The organism is Paraburkholderia silviterrae, assembly GCF_004353915.1.
Lineage (GTDB): Bacteria > Pseudomonadota > Gammaproteobacteria > Burkholderiales > Burkholderiaceae > Paraburkholderia > Paraburkholderia silviterrae.
This window is the reverse complement of record NZ_SMRP01000020.1, coordinates 82,390-102,181: the sequence shown is the minus strand read 5'-3', so window position 1 is coordinate 102,181 and position 19,792 is coordinate 82,390. Positions and strand designations below refer to the sequence as shown.

Annotated in this window: 13 protein-coding genes; 6 read left to right on the top strand and 7 right to left on the bottom strand. The window is 64.9% G+C overall.

The features are described from left to right. Positions 1–97: 97 nt before the first annotated feature. The gene (locus EYW47_RS29540) at positions 98–916 is read left to right on the top strand and encodes a sulfite exporter TauE/SafE family protein (protein ID WP_133198376.1); all 819 of its coding nucleotides are present in this window, start codon (positions 98–100) and stop codon (positions 914–916) included. 387 nt (positions 917–1,303) lie between these two features. Here the strand turns inward: EYW47_RS29540 and EYW47_RS29535 are convergent, their stop codons facing one another. Continuing rightward, positions 1,304–2,287, bottom strand: coding sequence for a helix-turn-helix domain-containing protein (locus EYW47_RS29535; protein WP_133198375.1), 984 nt, complete (start codon positions 2,285–2,287; stop codon positions 1,304–1,306). Positions 2,288–2,521: 234 nt separating this feature from the next. On the opposite strand from EYW47_RS29535, the gene EYW47_RS29530 reads away from it, so the two are divergent. Then, positions 2,522–3,301, top strand: a complete 780-nt coding sequence (locus EYW47_RS29530) for an SDR family NAD(P)-dependent oxidoreductase (protein WP_133198374.1) — start codon at positions 2,522–2,524, stop codon at positions 3,299–3,301. 68 nt (positions 3,302–3,369) lie between these two features. Continuing rightward, positions 3,370–4,908: an amino acid permease gene (locus tag EYW47_RS29525; RefSeq protein ID WP_133198373.1), complete on the top strand. Its 1,539-nt coding sequence runs from the start codon at positions 3,370–3,372 to the stop codon at positions 4,906–4,908. 81 nt (positions 4,909–4,989) lie between these two features. Here the strand turns inward: EYW47_RS29525 and EYW47_RS29520 are convergent, their stop codons facing one another. Then, positions 4,990–6,153: a helix-turn-helix transcriptional regulator gene (locus tag EYW47_RS29520; protein WP_133198372.1), complete on the bottom strand. Its 1,164-nt coding sequence runs from the start codon at positions 6,151–6,153 to the stop codon at positions 4,990–4,992. 282 nt (positions 6,154–6,435) lie between these two features. On the opposite strand from EYW47_RS29520, the gene EYW47_RS29515 reads away from it, so the two are divergent. Beyond that, positions 6,436–8,472: a carboxypeptidase-like regulatory domain-containing protein gene (locus tag EYW47_RS29515; RefSeq protein WP_133198371.1), complete on the top strand. Its 2,037-nt coding sequence runs from the start codon at positions 6,436–6,438 to the stop codon at positions 8,470–8,472. Positions 8,473–8,647: 175 nt separating this feature from the next. Beyond that, positions 8,648–9,367 carry a DUF1223 domain-containing protein gene (locus EYW47_RS29510; protein ID WP_133198370.1) on the top strand — a complete coding sequence of 240 codons (720 nt, stop codon included), beginning with the start codon at positions 8,648–8,650 and terminating at the stop codon, positions 9,365–9,367. A gap of 65 nt (positions 9,368–9,432) precedes the next feature. Here EYW47_RS29510 and EYW47_RS29505 read toward each other — a convergent pair whose 3' ends face one another. From EYW47_RS29505 to EYW47_RS29485, 4 genes are all read right to left on the bottom strand, one after another. Next, the gene (locus tag EYW47_RS29505) at positions 9,433–10,326 is read right to left on the bottom strand and encodes a transglutaminase family protein (RefSeq protein ID WP_133198369.1); all 894 of its coding nucleotides are present in this window, start codon (positions 10,324–10,326) and stop codon (positions 9,433–9,435) included. Further along, positions 10,323–12,956: a circularly permuted type 2 ATP-grasp protein gene (locus EYW47_RS29500; RefSeq protein ID WP_133198368.1), complete on the bottom strand. Its 2,634-nt coding sequence runs from the start codon at positions 12,954–12,956 to the stop codon at positions 10,323–10,325. The genes EYW47_RS29505 and EYW47_RS29500 overlap by 4 nt, the downstream gene beginning before the upstream one ends. A gap of 77 nt (positions 12,957–13,033) precedes the next feature. Next, complete coding sequence (locus tag EYW47_RS29495; protein WP_133198367.1) at positions 13,034–16,555, bottom strand: transglutaminase family protein; 3,522 nt, start codon at positions 16,553–16,555, stop codon at positions 13,034–13,036. A gap of 209 nt (positions 16,556–16,764) precedes the next feature. Further along, on the bottom strand, positions 16,765–17,424 hold the full coding sequence (locus EYW47_RS29485) for a glutathione S-transferase family protein (protein ID WP_133198365.1): 660 nt from the start codon (positions 17,422–17,424) through the stop codon (positions 16,765–16,767). Positions 17,425–17,764: 340 nt separating this feature from the next. Here EYW47_RS29485 and EYW47_RS29480 point away from each other — a divergent pair, with 340 nt between their 5' ends. Further along, a complete protein-coding gene (locus tag EYW47_RS29480) occupies positions 17,765–19,114 on the top strand; it encodes a polyhydroxyalkanoate depolymerase (RefSeq protein WP_133198364.1) in 1,350 nt (449 codons plus the stop codon). A gap of 70 nt (positions 19,115–19,184) precedes the next feature. Here EYW47_RS29480 and EYW47_RS29475 read toward each other — a convergent pair whose 3' ends face one another. Further along, complete coding sequence (locus EYW47_RS29475) at positions 19,185–19,622, bottom strand: cupin domain-containing protein (protein WP_133198363.1); 438 nt, start codon at positions 19,620–19,622, stop codon at positions 19,185–19,187. Between the last annotated feature and the right edge of the window lie 170 nt (positions 19,623–19,792).

Below are 19,792 nucleotides of genomic sequence, written 5' to 3'. Positions count from 1 at the left end.
TTTTCTCTGCATGCTATCTTTGGTACATCGCTATCGGCTCGCGTCCCTCCAGAAACCAGGCCCGTCCAGCTGCAGCAACCTTTGAGCACGCCAGAACATGACAACGCAAGATGCGGCCGTGACGGAGGCGACGCCTCGTAACCGCACAGCAGCCTTCGGAGGCGGCGCAATCATTGGTGCGCTGGGCGGGTTGATCGGGCTTGGCGGCGCAGAGTTTCGTCTGCCGCTTCTGATCGGCGCGTTCCGGTTCGGCGCGCTGGAAGCGGTGATCCTGAATAAGGCGATGAGTCTGGTCGTCGTCTCCACTGCGCTACCCTTTCGCGCGCAAGCGGTTCCCTGGAATGAGGTGCTCGGCCACTGGCAGGTCATCCTGAACCTGTTGGCCGGCAGCCTGGCAGGCGCATGGGTGGGCGCGAGCTGGGCGACGCGCACGCACCCTCGCACGCTCTACCGGGTACTGGCCGCCCTGCTGGTGGCGATTGCCGTGGTCCTGCTATTTGGGCACAGCGCAGCACACCGCGACGCCTTGCACGTAACAGGAATTGCGCGAGTCGTACTGGGTGTCTTCGCTGGATTTGGAATCGGTATGGTCGCCGCACTAATGGGCGTTGCCGGCGGCGAGTTGCTGATACCGACATTGCTGCTGCTATATGGCATCGACATAAAGCTTGCTGGCAGCCTGAGTCTCGCGGTGAGCCTTCCAACGATGTTGATGGGCTTTGCGCGCTACAGTCGGGACAGCAGTTTTGCCGTCCTGCGATACCACCGCGCGTTTCTGATCTTCATGGCGCTCGGCTCCATCGTTGGAACCTTCATTGGTGCTCGCCTGGTTGGCGCGATCTCGAGTGCTGTCCTGTTGCCAGCGCTCGCGGCAATACTCGTGGTCTCGGCACTCAAGGTCTGGCAACACCGCTAGTCCAGCCGGAAGCAACCGGCGCAATTGTGGAGGTAACGAAACGGTTGAAGCCGGCGGATATTCGGGCACCGCCAGACGCAAGGGGGAAACAGACAAACCGAACCTGGCGCTACCGCGCCACAGCTCGACTCTACCGGGTACAGCCTGATGCAATGTCGCCCCTGATTGTCGGACTCGATGCGAGGGAAAGCAGCTTCTTCTCGCATCAAGATCCGGGAATCGTCAAATGGATGTGCGAGAGGAAACTGGAGGCGTGAGACCTCACCCGATACGGACCTCTCGCGTACAGCCTCGTCGCCCTCATGATATGGCCGGCTTTAATCGAAAGCAGCCGTTGCTCGAATGAACCGCAGTTGAGCGCATGGGTGCCGTGCGGAAACGATGCGCTCAAAAACCACGATGCTTCGCACGCCGGAACGTTTCCGATGGCAACTCGCCGAACTGCTCGCGGTACTCGTTCGAGAAATTCCCAAAGTGCCAGAAGCCCCACCGCGTGGCCGCCTCACTCACCGATGAAGCGTTGCGCAGTTCGCGGCGCACGTGATCGAGGCGCACCGCGCGCACGTATGCCGACGGATTCACACCGAGCGTGTCTTCGAATGCGTATTGCAGCGTGCGGCGGCTTGCACGCAAACGCGCACAAAGCTCGGCAACGGACAGTGGACAATCGGGCGACGCTTCAACGAGCTCGCGCACGGTTCGCACGAGCTGCCAGTGGCGCACGATGCGCGCGTCGGGCGTGCCCTGCGCCTCGGCGTTGGGCATGCCCTGCAGCACTTCCGCCACCCCGAAGATCGCCGACTTCTCGAACGCCGCCACCACGCCGGGGTCGTCAAGCAGCGTGGGCGTTGCCGCCACCGTATCGAGCATCTGTCTGAGCACCGCACGAAGCTCGTCCAGCCTGCCGGGATCGACGTTCAGCACGCCGGGCCTCGTGCCGACGAACGGCGCCAGTTCGTCCAGTTGCGAACGGACCAGACTGCTCGTGACCGCTTGAGGGTCGATCTCGAGATTGACGATCACGTGCTTGTCGGGCGAAAGAAATTCGAAGCCGCCGTCGCCGGAGAAGACATGCACGCCGTCGCGATGGCTGGTCTGTCCGCACAGCAGCGCGTGGCCTTCGAGCTGGAACGGAATGCCGATGGCGAGCTTCGACTGCGCGACATGGCCGCGCTGATACACGGTGCGGTTCAGGCGCTCGACCAGCACGCGCACACCGCCCGCCGCGATCGAGCTGACCGAGCCGTCGAATGCGCCCCGCGAAATCTGGCAATAGCTTTGATTCCAGGCATCGAGCAGCATCGCCTGCTCGTCGATGTTTCTGCAGCGGCGGATTTCGACGGCGGCGCGGGTCTGAAAGTGCGGCTGCATAGCGTCCTCCGGTTCAGGTTGCGCGCCCCGAAAGCCGCGTGCCGTGCAGTGTAAGCGAAATAAATTGTGACCGTGGTGTGACGCTGTTTCGTCAAAAACGCCGGATTTCCGGGTGTGTAATGCGTTCGTCAGGGAAGGGCGTTTACGGGATTTTTATTTTTTGCCAATTTTGGATAGTCGATGGCACCCGCACGCCCTAGCTTAGGCACACCGGAAACACACACGAGGTGACGCATGAGCAAGTCGGCGGCAGGCAAGCTGGAGGGCAAGATCGCAATCGTGTCGGGTGGCGCGACAGGCGCAGGCGGTGCGGCCTCGCTGCTGTTCGCGCGAGAAGGCGCGCGGGTTGCCGTGGTCGACATCAATGCGGACGCGGGCGAAGAGGTGGTCCACCGGATCCGCGCAGCGGGTGGCGAGGCCGAACTGTTCGCGGCCGACGTCTCGAAGCGTGACGCGGTCGATGCCGCCGTGGCGGGCATCGCCGGGCGCTTCGGCCGTATCGACGTGCTTTTCAATCATGCGGGCAGCATCGTCGTGAAGCGGTTCGTCGACACCACGGACGAAGATTACGACTGGCTGATGAACGTGAACGTCAAGAGCATGTTCATGATGACGCGCGCGGTGCTGCCGTACATGCTCGAAGCGGGCGGCGGCTCGATCGTATGCACGGCGTCGATCTCATCGGTCGCGGCGACGCCGCTCGAGGTGCTGTACTGCACGACGAAGGGCGCATGCGCGATGTTCGCGCGCGCGATCGCCGTCGAGTACCGCGATCGCGGGATTCGCTGCAATGCGGTGTGCCCGGGATTCATCGATACGCCGCATGGACGGCGCGAAATCGCCGCGCTCGCGAAGCATGGCTTCGACGCGAGCGAAGCGGCCTTGTCGGTGCAGCAAGGACGCCTGTGCCAGCCCGATGAAGTGGCGAAGGCCGCGCTCTTTCTTGCGAGCGACGACGCCAGCTTCGTGAACGGCGCACATCTGTACGTCGACAACTGCTTCACGGCTGCGTGAGCCGCGTCTCCCGTCGAGCCGTCACACGATATTTCCGCAACGCCACAACTCTGAAAGAGGATCGTCTCATGGACATCGACTCGGCCGCGCCGTCGCGGGAGCCCATCGACAGCGACGTCAAGCTGCTACACAAGATGGGCTATGCGCAGGAGCTCTCACGCCGCATGGGGGCATTCTCGAATTTCGCCGTGTCGTTCTCGCTGATCTGCATCCTGTCGGGCGGCATTACGTCGTTCCAGTTGGGGCTCTCAGCGGCGGGCGGCGCATCGATCGGCATCGGCTGGCCGCTCGGGTCGCTGTTCGCGCTCGTTGTCGCCGCGGCGATGGCGCAGATCGCATCATCCTTTCCAACGGCCGGCGGCCTTTATCACTGGAGCTCGATTCTCGGCGGCAAGACGTGGGGCTGGCTCACTGCGTGGTTCAATCTGCTCGGCCTTGTGTTCGTCGTCGCGGCGATCAACTACGGCACGTATGATCCGTTCTTCCGGACGCTCATCGCGCCGATGTTCGGCGTGAAGCCGGACTCGCTCGGCTGGTGGGATCAGACCATTTTTCTCGCAGCGATCACCGCGTCGCAAGCATTCCTCAATCATCGCGGCATCCGCATCACGAGCCGGATCACCGACTTGTCGGGCTATCTGATCTTCGTGGTCACCGTCGTGCTGGTCGTGTCGCTGCTCGTGTATTCGCCGGTCAAAATCGATCTGTCTCGGCTCTACTCCTTCACCAACTTCACCGGCGTCGACGGCGGCCAGTGGCCGAAGCAGACGATGGCGATGGCATTCCTGTCCGGCCTCTTGCTGACGGCGTACACCATTACAGGGTTCGATGCGTCGGCGCACACCTCGGAGGAGACCCATCAGGCGGCGCGCAACGTGCCGCGCGGCATCATCGGCTCGGTGTTCTGGTCGACGACCTTCGGCTATGTGATGGTCTGCGCGTTCGTGCTCGTGATGCCGGATCTCACTGCCGGGGTGAAGCAGGGCACCGGGTTCTTCGAAGCGATCCTCGCGCCCATTCCCGCGCCGCTGCGCATCGTGATCGAATTGCTGATGTTCTTCATTAACTACGTGTGCGGCCTCGCGGCGGTGACGTCGACTTCGCGGATGATGTACGCGTTCGCACGCGACGGCGGTCTGCCTGGATCGAAGTGGCTGCGCAAGGTCAACGCCACGCATCGCACACCGGGATACGCGATCTGGGTCTCGGCGGTGCTCGCGATTGCGATCACGCTCTACGGCGACGCGTTCTCCGTGCTGAGCGCGGGCAGCGCGGTATTCCTGTTCATTTCGTACGCGATGCCAACTGCGGCCGGCATCTTCGCCGAAGGGCGCAGCTGGACCGAGAAGGGGCCGTTCCAGCTTGGCCTGCTGTCCAAACCGTTCGCGGTGGCGGCCGTGTTCGGCGCACTGGTGCTCGCCTACGTGGGCATCCAGCCGCCGAACCAGAAGGTTGTCTACGTGATCGTGGGCTTGCTCGCCGTGCTGCTGGCGATCTGGTACGGCGCTGGCGTGCGCAAGAGCTTCGGCGGGCCGCCGATCGGCAAGCCAACGGCCGCGCGCGAGCGCGAGCTGGCCGGCATCGAAGGACAGCTCGGCGAGAGCTGAGAGAATAGTCCGCCCCATTCGACATGCCGCCATGCACGGGCGGGCTTTCGATGGGGCGGTGCATCCAAAGCAGTCCCGGGCTCAAACAAATGCGTTCAGCGGTAAATGAAGCATCAGGCGCATCAGTTCAGATTGCCGATCTGTATTCGTCTTACGATAAATGGACTGCAACTGCTTGCGCACGGTTTCATACTGGGTGCCGATCCGGAAAGCGATTTCCTTGGGCGAAAGTCCTTCAGCGAGCAAGCGGCAAACGCGGATTTCGGCGGGCGTCAGATTGAATGCCGCACTGAGCAGTTCCGAGTCGACCGGCAGTGCTGAGTCGGGGTGGTAGAACAGCAGCATGACGAGGGGCCGCAAGCCGAAAGCACCGCTGACTTTTGGCGGGACCAGCAACGTGAAGAATGCGTAGAGCGACTCAACGGCCTGGCCGTTTCTGCTGCGGGTAGTCATCGCAATCGATCGATAGCTCGAGACTTCTTCCGGGGTCTCGATCTCACCTCGCGCAAGACCCTCCAGTCGCGCGCACTCATCCAGAAACTGCGCCTGATACTCCGCCGGCAGGCGCAGCTTTCCCTCGGCGATGCTGGCGAGCGACGTAGCTGTGAGCAAGCGTGTTGCGGCTTCGTTGGCAAGGACCACGCTACTGTCGGTCGTCAAAAGCATCACGGGCTGCCTGAGCTTGTTGACGAGCGCGTGGCCTACCAGGGCCTTGGTAGAGAACGTGTAGTTCTGGATCTGCATGCGCACGGCGCGAGTCAAGTGGGCAAGGAGCTTGTCGAGAAAGCGTATTTCCGGCGCGCCTAAAGGATTTTCTCCAACGCCCCGAAGCACCGAAAAAATCACGCAGACGTTCTCGTCGTCCACCAGCTTGCAGCCCGAGACATAGCGCCGGCCAATGGGAATCAAAAAGTCCTGGTAGAACGGATCGCGCGAGACAAACTCTTCATTAAACACTTCGTGGCAATGGATCCAATCGCCCGGCTGCTTCTGCAGCATTAAAGCTAATCGAGGATCGATGCTGCCGTATTTCTGGATGTAAGCCAGTTCGCCTTCAACGGGGAGATTGAAGCCATCGCTATAGGAAAGCGATCCGTGCTTTTTGTCGAGGGCGAGCATGTGGATGACGTTCGCGTCGATAGCCTCGCCGAGAGACGTAAAGAGGGCCGGCCAACCAGCGGGTTCTGCAACGGCTTCATACAGCAAATGAATAATTTCTTCGTAGCGCTCACTCGACAGATCCATCCGAAAACCTCTTTTTGTTTAATGCGGTTTGCTGTCGAAATGCATCTTCGCACGGCGGGTGCCCGAACGGTAGACGTTCAGACAATGCCTGATTTATCAGGTTCGAAAACGCCATACTTCAATTGCGGTATTGCCGGCCCATTGCGCTCCGAATAGCCTTTCTCGCGAGGCTGCGCATTGGGGAGACCGCCTCGCACGAGTTAATTTGTAATAAACATGACATATCGCTAACGAAGGGACTTTTGGGTTCGCCCAATTCGAAGTCCCGCGGGGGATGCAACCATGAACAATGAAAAGATCAGAGCTCGGCAATTCGACTTGAAGCCAACGTTGATTGCCAGCGCAATTGCGCTGTCGTTTTTGACGGCGTGTGGCGGCGGGGGCAATTCCTCAACGCCGCCAGTCGCGGCGGCGCAAATCCAGGGGACCGTCGCGAGCGGCAATCCGGTCGCGAACGCCGCCATCACGGCTACCGATGTCAACGGCAAAACCGCCACGGCCACCGCCGACAGCAATGGCAATTACACGCTCGTCACGAGCGGACTGACTGCCCCGATTGCCGTGGTTGCCGCGGATCCGAGCGGCCAGGCCAATACGATGATCTCCGTGCTCGCCAGCCTGCCGGCGGCAGGGGCAAGCTCGACCGCCAATGTCACGACGTTGACCACGGCATTGACAGCGCTGCTGACGCCGGACGGCAACCCGATGGATTTTGTGACGGCGGGCGCCGCAACGACATTGAGCAGCGGCGTGACGAAAGCGAGCGTGCAGAGTGCCACGACTACGCTCGACACCTATCTGTCGAACCTGCTTGGCGCAGTCGGGTTGCCGGCGAACTACGACCCCATTGGCACCACGTTCACGGCGAACCATACCGGTGCAGATGCGCTGATCGATGTCGTGTCGATCGTGCCCGAAGGTGCGGCGACCTATCTCGTCTACAAGACGCCGAGTAGCGCCGCTTCGCAGAGCGCTGCGTATCTGACGCTCAATAGCTCATCGACGCCGGCGAACACACCGGTCGCGCCGGCGGTCAGCACCGCTGCAATCACCAACCTCAATTCGCTGGAAACGTACCTCGGCACGCTTCCTGCCGCGCTGAAATCGTGCGGCGCAGCGGGCGGAACGGGATCGGCATGCAGCAGCCTGATCGATGCCAGTTATGAGGACAACGGCTTTAAAAACGTCACCCAGTACGATCCCGATCTGGCTTCGTCCAGCCTCAACCTCAGCGGTTCGGTACCCTATGTCGTATCGGCGAACGCTGCTGGAACCACCGCGCTGATTGGCGTTCCTTATGGCTTGTCCAGCGCAAACGGCAGCTCCGGACAATACACGCTCTATACGACGGTGCAGCAGACCCCGTCCGGCACGTGGGACATTCTCGGCAATCAGCTTCCTTACAACCTGTCAGTGGCGACGCGCACGACATATCGAGACTTTTACGATCAGTTCGCCAACAGCAATGGCAGCAACGACACAAGCTTCTTCGACGCGGGCGTCACGCTTAATATTGCCTGGAACAGCAGCAGTCCGATCGCTTATGCGCACGTCGCCGGCCCCGGCCTGCCGGCAGCCGGACTGTGGCTCGAACCCTCAACCGTCGGCGGCACGAATTACCTGTCGATCGCAAGCAAGCAGCCGTCGTCGCAACCGAGTGGCACGCCCGCGACCAGCAGCAACACGAGCGAATATCGATGGGACTGGGCGACGCAATCCGGCGCGACATTCACCCCGCCAACCCGGGGTTTCTGGGCCACCAGCCAACTGGACGTCGCTTCGCTGCCGCCGACTGCCGTTTACCAATTTACGCTGTACAACGCGAGCGGCAGTGCGATCGGGACATATAGCGTCACGAATCCGAACCGCTTCGCGGACGCCACGCTGGCGTTGAATACGTACAAGCAAGGGTCGTGGCCGACCCTGGGCAGCGACGTGATCACAAACTTCCTGTCGGCGGGCGGCTCACAGGCTGCCGCGCAAACCTCGGTCAGCGTGGATTTCACGCCGCCCCCTGCGGTGGCCGCCAACCTGACTCAACTGACCATGACCGGCGTTAGCGTGCAGTCCGAAGATCAGAATGGCTGCGGATATCAGCAGACTGTGCCGGTAGCTCCCGGGGCGACCTCTGTGACGGTGACGGCGTCCGGAACCGGAACTTGCGGCGCAAGCCCGGTTGCCAATGCCTTCCTCGCGATCAACAACGCATCCGATGCAGCGTATCGAATCGTGCAGTTGAGGAGCAAGAACGCTCAGGGGGTTCTGTTTTACCTGAATGCAACCTATCGCAGTTCGGCAACCGCGCCGAACGCCTCCTGACGAGCAGCCGCATCACTGAACGGGCGTCATGATTGGCGCCCAGTTCAGCGGTGACGCGTGGCATCGTGTTGGCGAACACCTTGCCCGGTGTACTTTCTATTCGGAAGCGCTTCAACTGTAACCGGCCAGCGCCGGCGAGCGAATTAGAGAGAACGTCGTCATCTGGAGTCAGGACATGCTGGCCCGTTCTCTCACTGCCCTCTGCGCCAGCGCTGCGGCGCTGCTCGCCTCACATGCGTTCGCCGCCGCGCCGCGTCCGGTCGTCGTCGAATTGTTTACATCGGAGGGCTGTTCCTCGTGCCCGCCGGCCGATCGCTTTCTGTCCGAGCTGAGCGACACACGCACCGACGTTCTGCCGCTGGCGTTTCACGTCACCTACTGGAACCAGCTCGGCTGGAAAGATCCGTTTTCGTTCGATGGCGCCGATGCGCGTCAGGCTCAGTACGCCCAGCGGTTTCGCGACTTCGCGTACACGCCGGAGATGGTGATCGACGGCAAAGCGGAGATGGTGGGCTCGAATCGCACCGCGGCCAGCGCCGCCATCGTCCATGCGAAGTCCATGGGCGTGACGGCCGCTACTGTGAGCGCCACACGCGAAGGCGGCAGCGTTTCGGTGTCCATCGGGCCGGGCAGCGGAAGCGCGCGCGTGCTGCTGGTCAGCTACGACGCGCGTCACGTCACGGCAATCGGGCGCGGCGAGAACGCGGGACATACGCTCACTGAATCGAACGTCGTGCGCAGCCTGGCAACCATCGGCCAGTGGTCCGGCGCTGCGCTGACGTTGCGTGCCGACGCGGGCGCCGGCGAGCATCTGGCGGTCCTTCTCGAAGCCGATGATGGTGCAATTGTCGGCGCCGCACGCGTTGTGGATGCGAGTGAGGGGCCTGCGCACTGAGCGGTGGGGTGTTGCACGCGAATGAACTCAACGGAGCGACTCCGCATTCTGTTCGTCGCCCGGAATCAATCCGCACTCACTTTGACCGCCACCTCCACCTGATGCGCGCCGCCTCCCAGTATCACGCCGCGAAGCAGCGACACGTCGCTGTAGTCGCGGCCGATGGCGAGTGTCGCGTGGCCCTGGTCGGCGAGCACGTCGTTGGTCGGATCGAGATCGAACCAGCCAGCAGAAGCTTCCGAAGGCACATAGAGCGACACCCACGCATGCGAGGCGTCCGCGCCGATCATCGGCAGCGCGCCTTCGGGCGGATCGTTGCGCAAATAGCCGCTCACATAACGCGCGGCGAGCCCAATCGAGCGCAGGCAGCCGATCATCACCTGGGCGAAGTCCTGGCACACGCCGTGGCGCAGTTCGAATGCGCGCGCGGCTGGGGTGTCGAACGCCGTTGCCGAGGGACGGTAAGCGAAATCGGCGTGGATGCGATGCATCAGGTCGATCGCGCCCGCCAGAACCGGGGTGCCGGGCGCGAAGCTCGCGAGCGCGTAGGCGCGCAATTCGGGCAGCAAGGCGATATTCGGCGAGGCGAAGCAGAATTCGGACTCCGCATGAAAGTCACCCCCAATCGTGTAGCGCAGCACCCGCGTGACGTCTTCCCAGGCCGGCGTCGCCGCGATATCGAGCGAAGCGTAGCGCGGCGCGAGCAGCACGCTCGTCTCGCTGGTCATTTGCAGGTAGTCGTGCGGCGCGTCGAAAGAGAAGTAGAGGACCTCGTTGCCGAACGCGTCGCAGCGGCTCGTTTGATACGACGGCGCGGGTTCGATGTGTTCGCGGTGTTCGAGCACGCGCTGCCAGGGCAGCGCGAGCGGTCGGATCGTAGCGAGATGCTGCGCGGTCTCGACCAGCGTCGAATAGCGATAAGTCGTGCGATGCGTGACCGTGAGGCGCGTGCCGCTCATGACCAGACCTGCGCAGCGAGCGGCACGGCGTGGCTGAACCAGCGCGCGCTGATCTCGTTCGACATTGCGGCCATGCGCTCGGCGAGACTGTCGCACAGTGCGGTGAGCGCGGGGTAGCGGCCGTCGTCGCCGGGCTCGCACAGCGTCTCCAGCATGGGCAGCGCCTCGATGGGCGCGAGTTGTGAGGCGAACGGCTCGCGCTTAGGTCCCCCCGCGGCCTGGGCGATTTCGTCGAGCCGCGCGCGCAGCCGCGCGTAGACGCCATAGAGGCCGCGTGGATTGGTCGGGTCGGTCACGATCAGGTCGAGCAGGGCGGGCACCTCGAGGCGCCCCGGATACAGCGAGCGATAGGTGAGCGTGCTGTCGAACAGTTGCAGCAGCACGTCGAAGCCCGCAGGCGTCGCGAGCGTGCGTTCGTGCGCGGCGATACGCAGCATCGTCGCCATCGCCGACACGCGTTCGATATGGCGTCCCGCGAACAGCAGACGCCACGCCTGATCGCGAGTCATGCGGTCGCCCTGGCAGCCGCTGATGGCGCTCAGCTGCGTGGCGAGCGCGTCGAGCGCGTCCATCAGCGCCATGCGGTCGTACGGCGTGGGGCGCCTGAATTCAATGGCCACGCCCCGACGCGGCGGCGCCGGCACGAGCGAAAGCGCCTCTAGCGCGTCGCGGAAATCGTTGCGCGAGGCCAGCACCGTGCGCCAATGGTCGCTCGAAAGCCGGCCGCGAATCTCGCCGCACGCGTAGGCCTGGCTCGCGAGCGTCCGGCCGATTCCCGTTGCGCCCGCATGTTCGTGCAAATTGGCCACGAGGGCGCGCTCGAAGTCGTCGAGGCCGCGCCGCGCTTCATTGCCCGTGGACGGCACGAGGCCATGCGCGACGGCCAGTTCGACGAAGGTGCCGAACAGCTCTTCAGCGTCGCTGCCTTCGAGCGAGCCGAGAATCAGCCGGCACAGGCGCACGCCGTTTTCGGCGCGCTCGCCGTAACGTCCCGCCCAGAACAGGTTTTCCGCGGCGCGGCTCGGCACGCGGCGACGTTCGCGGCGCAGGTCGCCGGGCTGCATCGGGCTCGGCAGGAGGGTGAAGGGTGAGCCCGGCTGGCTCGACAGCACCCAGGTATCGACGCTGCTGCCACCCATCTGCATCGATATGGATTCCTGATGTTCCGCGGCCAGCCGCGTGAAACCGCCAGGCAGCACGCGCCAGCCGCATTCCTGATCGGCGATGGCGTAGACACGCAGCACGGCGGGCCGCGAGCCGAGCATGCCGGCGCCATTTTCGTAGCGCGGCGTGTAGCTGTGGCGCAGCGGCTGCTGGATCGTGAAGGCGTCGGGCAATGGCTCGATACGCTCGCGCCAGTCGGCGAGCGTCTGCACGCCGGCGGCAAGCCCCGGCGGCGCGGACGATGCGCGCACGCCGCCGGGCCAGGTCGGCACGAGCAGGGCCTCGGGGATCTGCGCGAGCGCGTCGCGCCAGGCCGCGTCTTCGCCGCACCACCAGGTGGCGACGCCGGGCAACGCGAGCGGCTCGCCGAGCAGCGCCTGCGCAATGCCGGGCATGAAGCCGTGCAGCGCGGGTGATTCCACGAACCCCGCGCCGGGCACGTTCGAGACCATGACGTTGCCGGCCCGCATGACCTGCAGCAGCCCTGGCACGCCGATGGTCGAATCGGCGCGCAGTTCGACCGGGTCGCAGAAGGTATCGTCGAGGCGGCGCAGCACGGCGTGCACGCGCTCGAGCCCGCCCAGTGTTTTCAGGTACAGCATGTCCTCGCGCACCGTGAGGTCCTTGCCCTCGACGAGCGTGAGGCCGAGGTAACGCGCGAGGAACACGTGCTCGAAATAGGTCTCGCTGAACGGCCCCGGCGTGAGCAGCACGATATGCGGGGACGCGCCGCTCACGCCACGCTCGTCCGCGCTCATGATTGCGCGCGCGGCAGCGGCGAGCGTGGCGATGAGCTGCGAATAGGTGGGGGCGACGCGGCGCACCCGCATGCTGCGAAACGGCTCGGCGAACAGGCTCGAGACGATGAGCCGGTTTTCGAGCAGATAGCCGAGCCCCGAAGGCGCTTCCGTGCGATGCGAAACGACGGTCCACTGGCCCTCGGGCGAGCGCGCGAGATCGAGGGCGACGATCTGCAGGTACTGGCGGCCGGGCGGCACGAAGCCTTTCACGGCGCGCAGATAGCCGGGATGGCCGAACACCAGCGCGGGCGGCAGCAGGCCGCGCGCGAGCAGCGTCTGCGGTCCGTAGATATCGGCGACGATCTCGTTGAGCAGGCGCGCACGCTGGGCCACGCCCCGCTCGATCTGCGCCCATTCGCTTTCCTCGATGATGAGCGGCAGCACGTCGAGCGCCCACGGGCGAGGGCCGCCTGGGTCCGCGTAGACGTTGTAGGTGATGTCGTTTTCCCGCACCTGGCGCGCGACCGATACCGCGGCGGCGTCGAAGCCCGCCACGCCAGGCTCGCCGAGCAGCCCGAAAAACTGCCGCCACGGCTCGCGCAGCTCGCCGTCCGCCGTGCGCAGCTCGTCCCAGTGTCCGGCGCGCACCGGCAGCGTTCGCAGCGGCTCGAGAGCCAGCGCGTCGCTGGCGGCGGAATCGAACGGCAGGGTCGATTGAGTCGGCAAGATCGTGGGTCGTGGCGGCGCGCCGCGTTCGCGAGACGCGCCTTCGGTTAGCGCTATTGACGGATTATCGGCCGCAATCAGCCGCGGCGCAGATCCAGTGTGAACGGAAATTCGAGGCTGCGCTCGGGGGGCGCCACTTCCACCGGCCCTGGCGTGTGCCCGGTCGTGAAGAAGCGCGCGCGCCGCCGGCTTTCGGCCTCGTAGGCATTGACCGGAAACGTCTGATATTGGCGGCCGCCCGGGTGCGCAACATGATACTGGCATCCGCCGATCGCGCGAGCGCTCCAGGTATCGACGATATCGATCGTGAGCGGCGCGTGCACGCCGATGGTGGGATGCAGCGCGGACGCCTGCTGCCACGCGCGAAAACGCACGCCCGCCACGCTCTCGCTCACGCGCCCGGTGGGCTGGAGCGGCAGCGCGCGGCCGTTCACGCTGACGACATGGCGGCTCTCGTTGAGGCCGAGCACGCGCACTTCGAGCCGCTCCACCGACGAATCGACAAAGCGCACCGTGCCGCCGGCCCCGCCTTCCTCGCCCATGACGTGCCACGGTTCGAGCGCGTGGCGCACCGTGAGTGCGATGCCGCTAGTCTGCAACTCGCCCACCAGCGGGAAGCGGAATTCGAAGTGCGGGGCGAACCAGGCGGGGTCGAGCGCGAAGCCGGCCGCGGCCGTTTCGGCGAGCACGTCGTCGAAATCCATCTGCACGAAGGTCGAGAGCATGAAGCGGTCGTGCAGCTCGGTGCCCCAGCGCGTGAGGCGCTGCGTGTACGGCGTCTGCCAGAAGCGCGCGACGAGCGCGCGCAGCAGCAGTTGCTGCGCGAGGCTCATGCGCGCGTGCGGCGGCATTTCGAAGCCGCGCAGCTCCAGCAGGCCGAGGCGGCCGGTCGGGCCGTCGGGCGAGTAGAGCTTGTCGATGCAGAACTCGGCGCGGTGCGTGTTGCCGGTCACATCGATGAGGATGTTGCGCAACGCGCGGTCGATGAGCCACGGCGGCACGCGCTCGCCGCCGCCAGCGGCCTCGGCGTAGCCATGCAGCAGGTCGACCTTGCGCTGTATCTCCGCAAAGGCGATTTCCAGTTCGTAGACCTGATCGTTGCGCGCCTCGTCCACGCGTGGCGCCTGGCTCGTCGGGCCGATGAACAGGCCCGAAAACAGGTATGAAAGCGATGGATGGTTGTGCCAGTACGCGAGCAGGCTGGCGAGCAGGTCGGGGCGGCGCAGGAACGGGCTGTCGGCGGGCGTGGCGCCGCCGAGCACGAGGTGATTGCCGCCGCCGGTGCCGGTGTGGCGCCCGTCGAGCATGAACTTCTCGGTGGACAGCGCGGTTTCGTGCGCGGCCTGGTAGAGGAATTCGGTGCGCTCGACCAGTTCGTCCCAGTTCGACGAGGGGTGGATGTTCACCTCGATCACGCCGGGGTCGGGCGTGACCTGGAGCATTTTCAGGCGCGGGTCGCGCGGCGGCGGATAGCCCTCGATCACCACAGGCAGCGCGAGTTCGGCGGCCGTGGCTTCGACGGCGGCGAGCAGGCCGAGGTAATCGTCGAGCTCGGCGAGCGGCGGCATGAAAACGTGCAACTGGCCTTGCGCGCGGCCAAACGATGCGGCTTCGGCTTTCGGCCCCGCGGCGCGCGCGGGGTCGCGCGCTTCGACGCACAGTGCCGTGCGGTGGATCCAGTCGGCGGATTCTCCGCGCTCGGGGTAGCGGTTGACGTCGGTCGAGTTGCCGTTTCTGCCGTTTCTGCCGCTTCCCGCGCCTTCGGCACCGGCGGCCAGGCTTGCGCGCTCGCCGTGCTGCGATTGGGCGGCTGCGTCAAAGCCGTTCTCGTACTGCATGCGCAGCTCGGCCGCGCTGCGCAGCGGCACCGGCGCGGCGAACGGATCGCGCGTGTGCTGCCAGGGGTAGTCGCCCGCCGCCACCCACGGCAGCGAATCGAGCGGCAGCCGGTAGCCCATCGGCGAGTCGCCGGGAATCAGGTACAGGCGATCGTCGCGGAAGAACCACGGGCTGCTCACCCAGCGCGGGCCCTGCAAGGCGGGCTGGGATGGGGCATCGCGCGCCGCATCGGGTGCATCGGGTGCGTCGGCGCGCTCGCACGCGAGCGGCAGGACGTAGCCGGTCACGCTGTCGAGACCCGTGTCGAACAGACGGCGCAGCCGCATGCGCTCGAGCTCGTCGTCGAGGCGCGAGTCTAACGGATCGACGTTCACGGGCAGGCGGCGCTCGCGCCACAGGTAATACCACGTGTCCTCGTAGGCAGGCCGCACATGCTGTGGATCGACCGCGAGCTTCGCAACGAGGTGCTCGATGAAGCGCCGCGCGTCTTCGGCGGTGTGGTGAGCGGGCGAGCGCTCGTCCGCGAAGAGCGCGGGTTCGCGCCAGCACGGCTCGCCGTCGGCGCGCCAGTAGAGCGATAGCGCCCAGCGCGGCAACTGCTCGCCCGGATACCACTTGCCCTGGCCGATATGCAGAAAGCCCAGCGCGCCATAATGCGCGCGCAGCTTGTCCATCAGCGCGATGGCGTAGCGGCGCTTGGTCGGGCCGAGTGCATCGGTGTTCCATTCGGGCGCGTCGCGGTCGCCCGCCGCCACGAAGGTCGGCTCGCCGCCCATCGTGAGGCGCACGTCCTGGCCGGCGAGCGCGGCGTCGACCTGGGCCCCCATCGCGTGCATGCCGGCCCATTGCGCCTCGGTGTAGGGCTTCGTCACGCGCGGCGTCTCCAGCACGCGCGAAATCGACATCGAATGCGAGAACTCGACCTCGCATTCGTCGAGCGCGCCCGAGATCGGCGCGGCGCTGTTGGGCTCCGGCGTGCAGGCCACCGGAATATGGCCTTCGCCCGCGAGCAGCCCCGAGGTTGGATCTAGGCCGATCCAGCCCGCGCCCGGCAGGTAGACCTCGCACCAGGCGTGCAGGTCGGTGAAATCGGCCTCGGCGCCGCGCGGGCCGTCGATCGCCTTGACGTCGGGGGTGAGCTGCAGCAGGTAGCCCGAGACGAAGCGCGCGGCAAGCCCGAGCTGGCGCAGCGTCTGCACGAGGAGCCAGCCCGTGTCGCGACAGGAGCCGGAGCCCTTTTCCAGCGTTTCCTCAGGCGTCTGCACGCCCGGCTCCATGCGGATCAGGTAGTCAATCTCGTGTTGCAGGCGCTGGTTCAGATCGACGAGGAAGTCGATGGTCACGCGCGGTGTGCGGTCGATCGACTCGACGAACGCGGCGAAGCGCGGCGTCGGCTCGCTGCGCGCCAGATACGGAGCGAGCTCGACGGCCAGTTCGGGCGCGTAGGTGAACGGAAAGCGCTCGGCGCCTGGTTCGAGAAAAAAGTCGAACGGGTTGTAGACCGCCATTTCCGCGACCAGATCGATCGTGACGCGGAACTCGCGCGTGGGCTCGGGAAACGCGAGCCGCGCCTGATAGTTGGCGAACGGGTCCTGCTGCCAGTTGACGAAATGATCGGCGGGCTCCACGCGCAGCGAATACGAGAGGATGGGCGTGCGGCAGTGCGGCGCGGGCCGCAGGCGCACCACGTGCGGCGCGAGGCGCACGAGCCGGTCATAGCGATACTGCGTGACATGGTTTAACGCGACACGGATGGACACACCCGACTCCTCGATCGACGTGGATGGAACGGCGGAAAAGGCGCTCGGCACAACGAGCATATGTTGCAGACGGCGTGAGTGCCGGATGTGACAACTGCGGTGACAGCTACGGTAACAACTACGGTAACAACTACGGTAACAACTACGGTAACAACTACGGCGACAGCGGCGGCCACGGTGTCGCGCGCGATATTGGTGCGCTGCGGCGCTCAGAATTCCATGTCGAGCTCGTCGATGTCGTCGGTTTCCGACTTCGCCGCCGCGATCCAATCGGCCACGTAAGGCTGCTTGAGCACGCGCATGCAGTAGTCTCCGATGTCGGGGTCGATTGGCACATCATAGGTGAGCAGGCGCGTGACGACAGGCGCATACATGGCGTCGGCCGCGCCGATCTCGCCGAAGAGCCAGGGGCCGCCATACTTCTGCAGGCATTCGCGCCAGATGGTCACGATGCGCTCGATGTCGTCCTGCGCGCGCGACCAGACGCGAAAGTTTGGAAAGTGGCCGCGCAGGTTCATTGGCAGTGCGGAGCGCAATGCGCTGAAACCCGAATGCATTTCCCCGCAGACCGAGCGGCAGTGCGCGCGCGCCGTGCGTTCCGCGGGCAACAGTTGCGCCTGCGGCCGGATCTCGTTGAGGTATTCGCAGATCGCGAGCGTGTCCCAGACCACGATGCCCTCGTGGCGCAGGCAGGGAACGAGAATCGAAGGCGAGAGCAGCAGCAGCTCGGCGCGCGTGGCCGCGTCGTCGAGCGGCACCGTCACCGTGTCGAATTCGAGTCCGGCGAGTCTGGCAAGCAGCCAGCCGCGCATGGACCACGACGAATAGTTTCGGCTGCTGATCGTCAGGGTCGTATTCGTCTGACTCATGAGAGGCTCCAGAACGATAAGGACACGGAAGCGATGCGATGCAATGCTCGCGGAAGCGATGCGCAGTCGCGCCTGCGTGCACCGAACCCGCGCATGGCGCCTGCATGCACCTCTCGCGCCGCGGGCTGCACCGTTTTGCGACACGCAGGACGGCGGAGCCGGCGCGTTGCACGAAGCGCTCGCGCCATGCTGCCGTGGCGTGCCGCGACGGCCTGGGCGCGAGCGCTCGCGCGCGCATGCAACGCCATGCCGAAAACGTGCAAACACTGTGCCAGTGGACGGCTCTGGCATATCTATTGCCTGTGACTCTTCGCGTTCACGAGAATCGGGAGCTGGACCCATGAACCTGCTTGCCTATTCCACCTACCAGGCGCTCGCGGACCTGATGAAGCCCTGGCGTGGCGCCGCGTCTTTCTCCCGCGTGGCGGTCGCCACATGGCCCGCACTCGCGTGCGGATTCGACACGCGCTATCTCGATGCCTGGTGGGAGCAGATCGAGCTTGCCGGGCTCTCGCATGCGCGGCCGCCGTTCGGCATCGACTTTGTGGAGGTGGACGGCGTGCGCACTCCGGTGACCGAAGACGTCGTCAAGCGCACGCCTTTTGCCTCGCTGCTTCACTTTCGCAAGGACCTCGCAGCGCCCCAGCCGCGCGTGCTGCTCGTCGCGCCCATGTCGGGACACTTCGCGACGCTGCTGCGCGGCACCGTGCGCACCATGCTCGCCGATCACGACGTCTATATCACCGACTGGCACAACCCGCGCGACGTGCCCTTGTCGGCGGGCCGTTTCGGCTTCGAGGAATACGTCGAGCACGTCATGTCGTTCATTCGGCGGATTGGCCCCGACGCGCATCTGGTGGCCATCTGCCAGCCGACCGTTGCGGCGCTCGCGGCCGTCTCGTTGATGGCCGCCGACAACGAGCCCGCGCAGCCCGCGAGCATGACGCTGATGGCAGGGCCGATCGATTGCCGGGTGAATCCCACCAAGGTCAACGATCTCGCCAACAGTCAGCCAATCGAATGGTTCGAGCGCAATCTCATCAGCGCGGTGCCAGGCGGATTTCCCGGCGCGCAGCGTCGCGTTTATCCAGGCTTCGTGCAGCTCAGTGCATTCATGTCGATGAACCTCGAGCGTCATGTCGCCTCGCTCGCGGAGATGCGCCACGAGCGGTCGAAGGGCGATCCCACCCGGGCCGATGCACTCTACATGTTCTATCGCGAGTACTTCGCCACGTCCGATCTCACGGCGGAGTTCTATCTGGAGACGGTCAGATCGGTGTTTCAGCAATACGAGCTGCCACTCGGCAAGCTCAAGGTGGGCGAGCGCCTCGTGGAGCCGCACGCGATCCGTCACACCGCGCTGCTCACCATCGAAGGCGAGAAGGACGATATCTGCTCGGTTGGCCAGACGGTAGCCGCCCATGACCTGTGCTCGGGGCTGCGCCCTTATATGAAGACGCATCATGTGCAGACGGGCGTGGGCCATTACGGTGTCTTCAATGGCCACCGCTGGGACGCGCAGATCTATCCGCTGGTGCGCTCGACCATTCACGACCATGAGCCGCGCGCGCGGCGTACCGCGGCGCCGGAGGCCGTTTGCGGCGATCAGGTGACCCTGCGCGCGCTGCTCGAAGCCGATGCGCATGCGGCAACGGTGATCAGCCGCGCCGCCGCAACGCAGCCCAAATAGGCGAGCGAGCGGCTTGCGCGCCGTGGCTGCGCAACGGCGCGCCTGCTTTAACGCCAGCGGCGCGCCTGCTTCACCTCCAGGGGCTCGCTTGCCAGGGCGTTGGCGCCGGCACGGCGCACGGCGCTTCCACGTCAATCGACTTGAAATCGGCGGGGCTCACGATTTCGAGGTACTCCATGTCAGGCGAGTAATCGAAAAGATAATGGGCGATGCCCGGCGCCTGATGCACGCAGTCGCCTGCCTCGACGAGGGTTTCCTTGTCGCCATACATGAAGCGCGCCCAGCCCTTGAGCATGAAGACGATATGGAAATCCGCCTCATGCCGGTGCCAGCCCGTGCCCAACTCCGGCGCAAGATTTGCCCTGACAAGCTGCGCGAGCACCTTGCCTTGCGTGGCCCTGGCGATCCCCAGATCGCGATAGACAAAGAAGTCGCGCAGCCCACCGCCCTTGAATGACGTGTCCTGCGGCTTGACGTGCGAAAAGTCAGTGGCGAGTCCGGTTTGCATGACAGGTCTCCCGAGCGCAAAGATTGAAGGGGCATCTGGCTTGGCAAGCACAACGCGTTCCAGCGTGAAGCCTGAGCATATTGATGACCTGCTTGATCCGGCCCGGTCGGGGAAACGGCCGTTCGGCTATCGGTACTCAAGAGTCCTTCGCTTTGATTAACCATTTCTTC

Coding starts and splice junctions, on each gene's coding strand:
- EYW47_RS29540 (WP_133198376.1), top strand. CDS start 98: ATGACAACGCAAGATGCGGCCGTGACGGAGGCGACGCCTCGTAACCGC.
- EYW47_RS29535 (WP_133198375.1), bottom strand. CDS start 2,287: ATGCAGCCGCACTTTCAGACCCGCGCCGCCGTCGAAATCCGCCGCTGC.
- EYW47_RS29530 (WP_133198374.1), top strand. CDS start 2,522: ATGAGCAAGTCGGCGGCAGGCAAGCTGGAGGGCAAGATCGCAATCGTG.
- EYW47_RS29525 (WP_133198373.1), top strand. CDS start 3,370: ATGGACATCGACTCGGCCGCGCCGTCGCGGGAGCCCATCGACAGCGAC.
- EYW47_RS29520 (WP_133198372.1), bottom strand. CDS start 6,153: ATGGATCTGTCGAGTGAGCGCTACGAAGAAATTATTCATTTGCTGTAT.
- EYW47_RS29515 (WP_133198371.1), top strand. CDS start 6,436: ATGAACAATGAAAAGATCAGAGCTCGGCAATTCGACTTGAAGCCAACG.
- EYW47_RS29510 (WP_133198370.1), top strand. CDS start 8,648: ATGCTGGCCCGTTCTCTCACTGCCCTCTGCGCCAGCGCTGCGGCGCTG.
- EYW47_RS29505 (WP_133198369.1), bottom strand. CDS start 10,326: ATGAGCGGCACGCGCCTCACGGTCACGCATCGCACGACTTATCGCTAT.
- EYW47_RS29485 (WP_133198365.1), bottom strand. CDS start 17,424: ATGAGTCAGACGAATACGACCCTGACGATCAGCAGCCGAAACTATTCG.
- EYW47_RS29480 (WP_133198364.1), top strand. CDS start 17,765: ATGAACCTGCTTGCCTATTCCACCTACCAGGCGCTCGCGGACCTGATG.
- EYW47_RS29475 (WP_133198363.1), bottom strand. CDS start 19,622: ATGCAAACCGGACTCGCCACTGACTTTTCGCACGTCAAGCCGCAGGAC.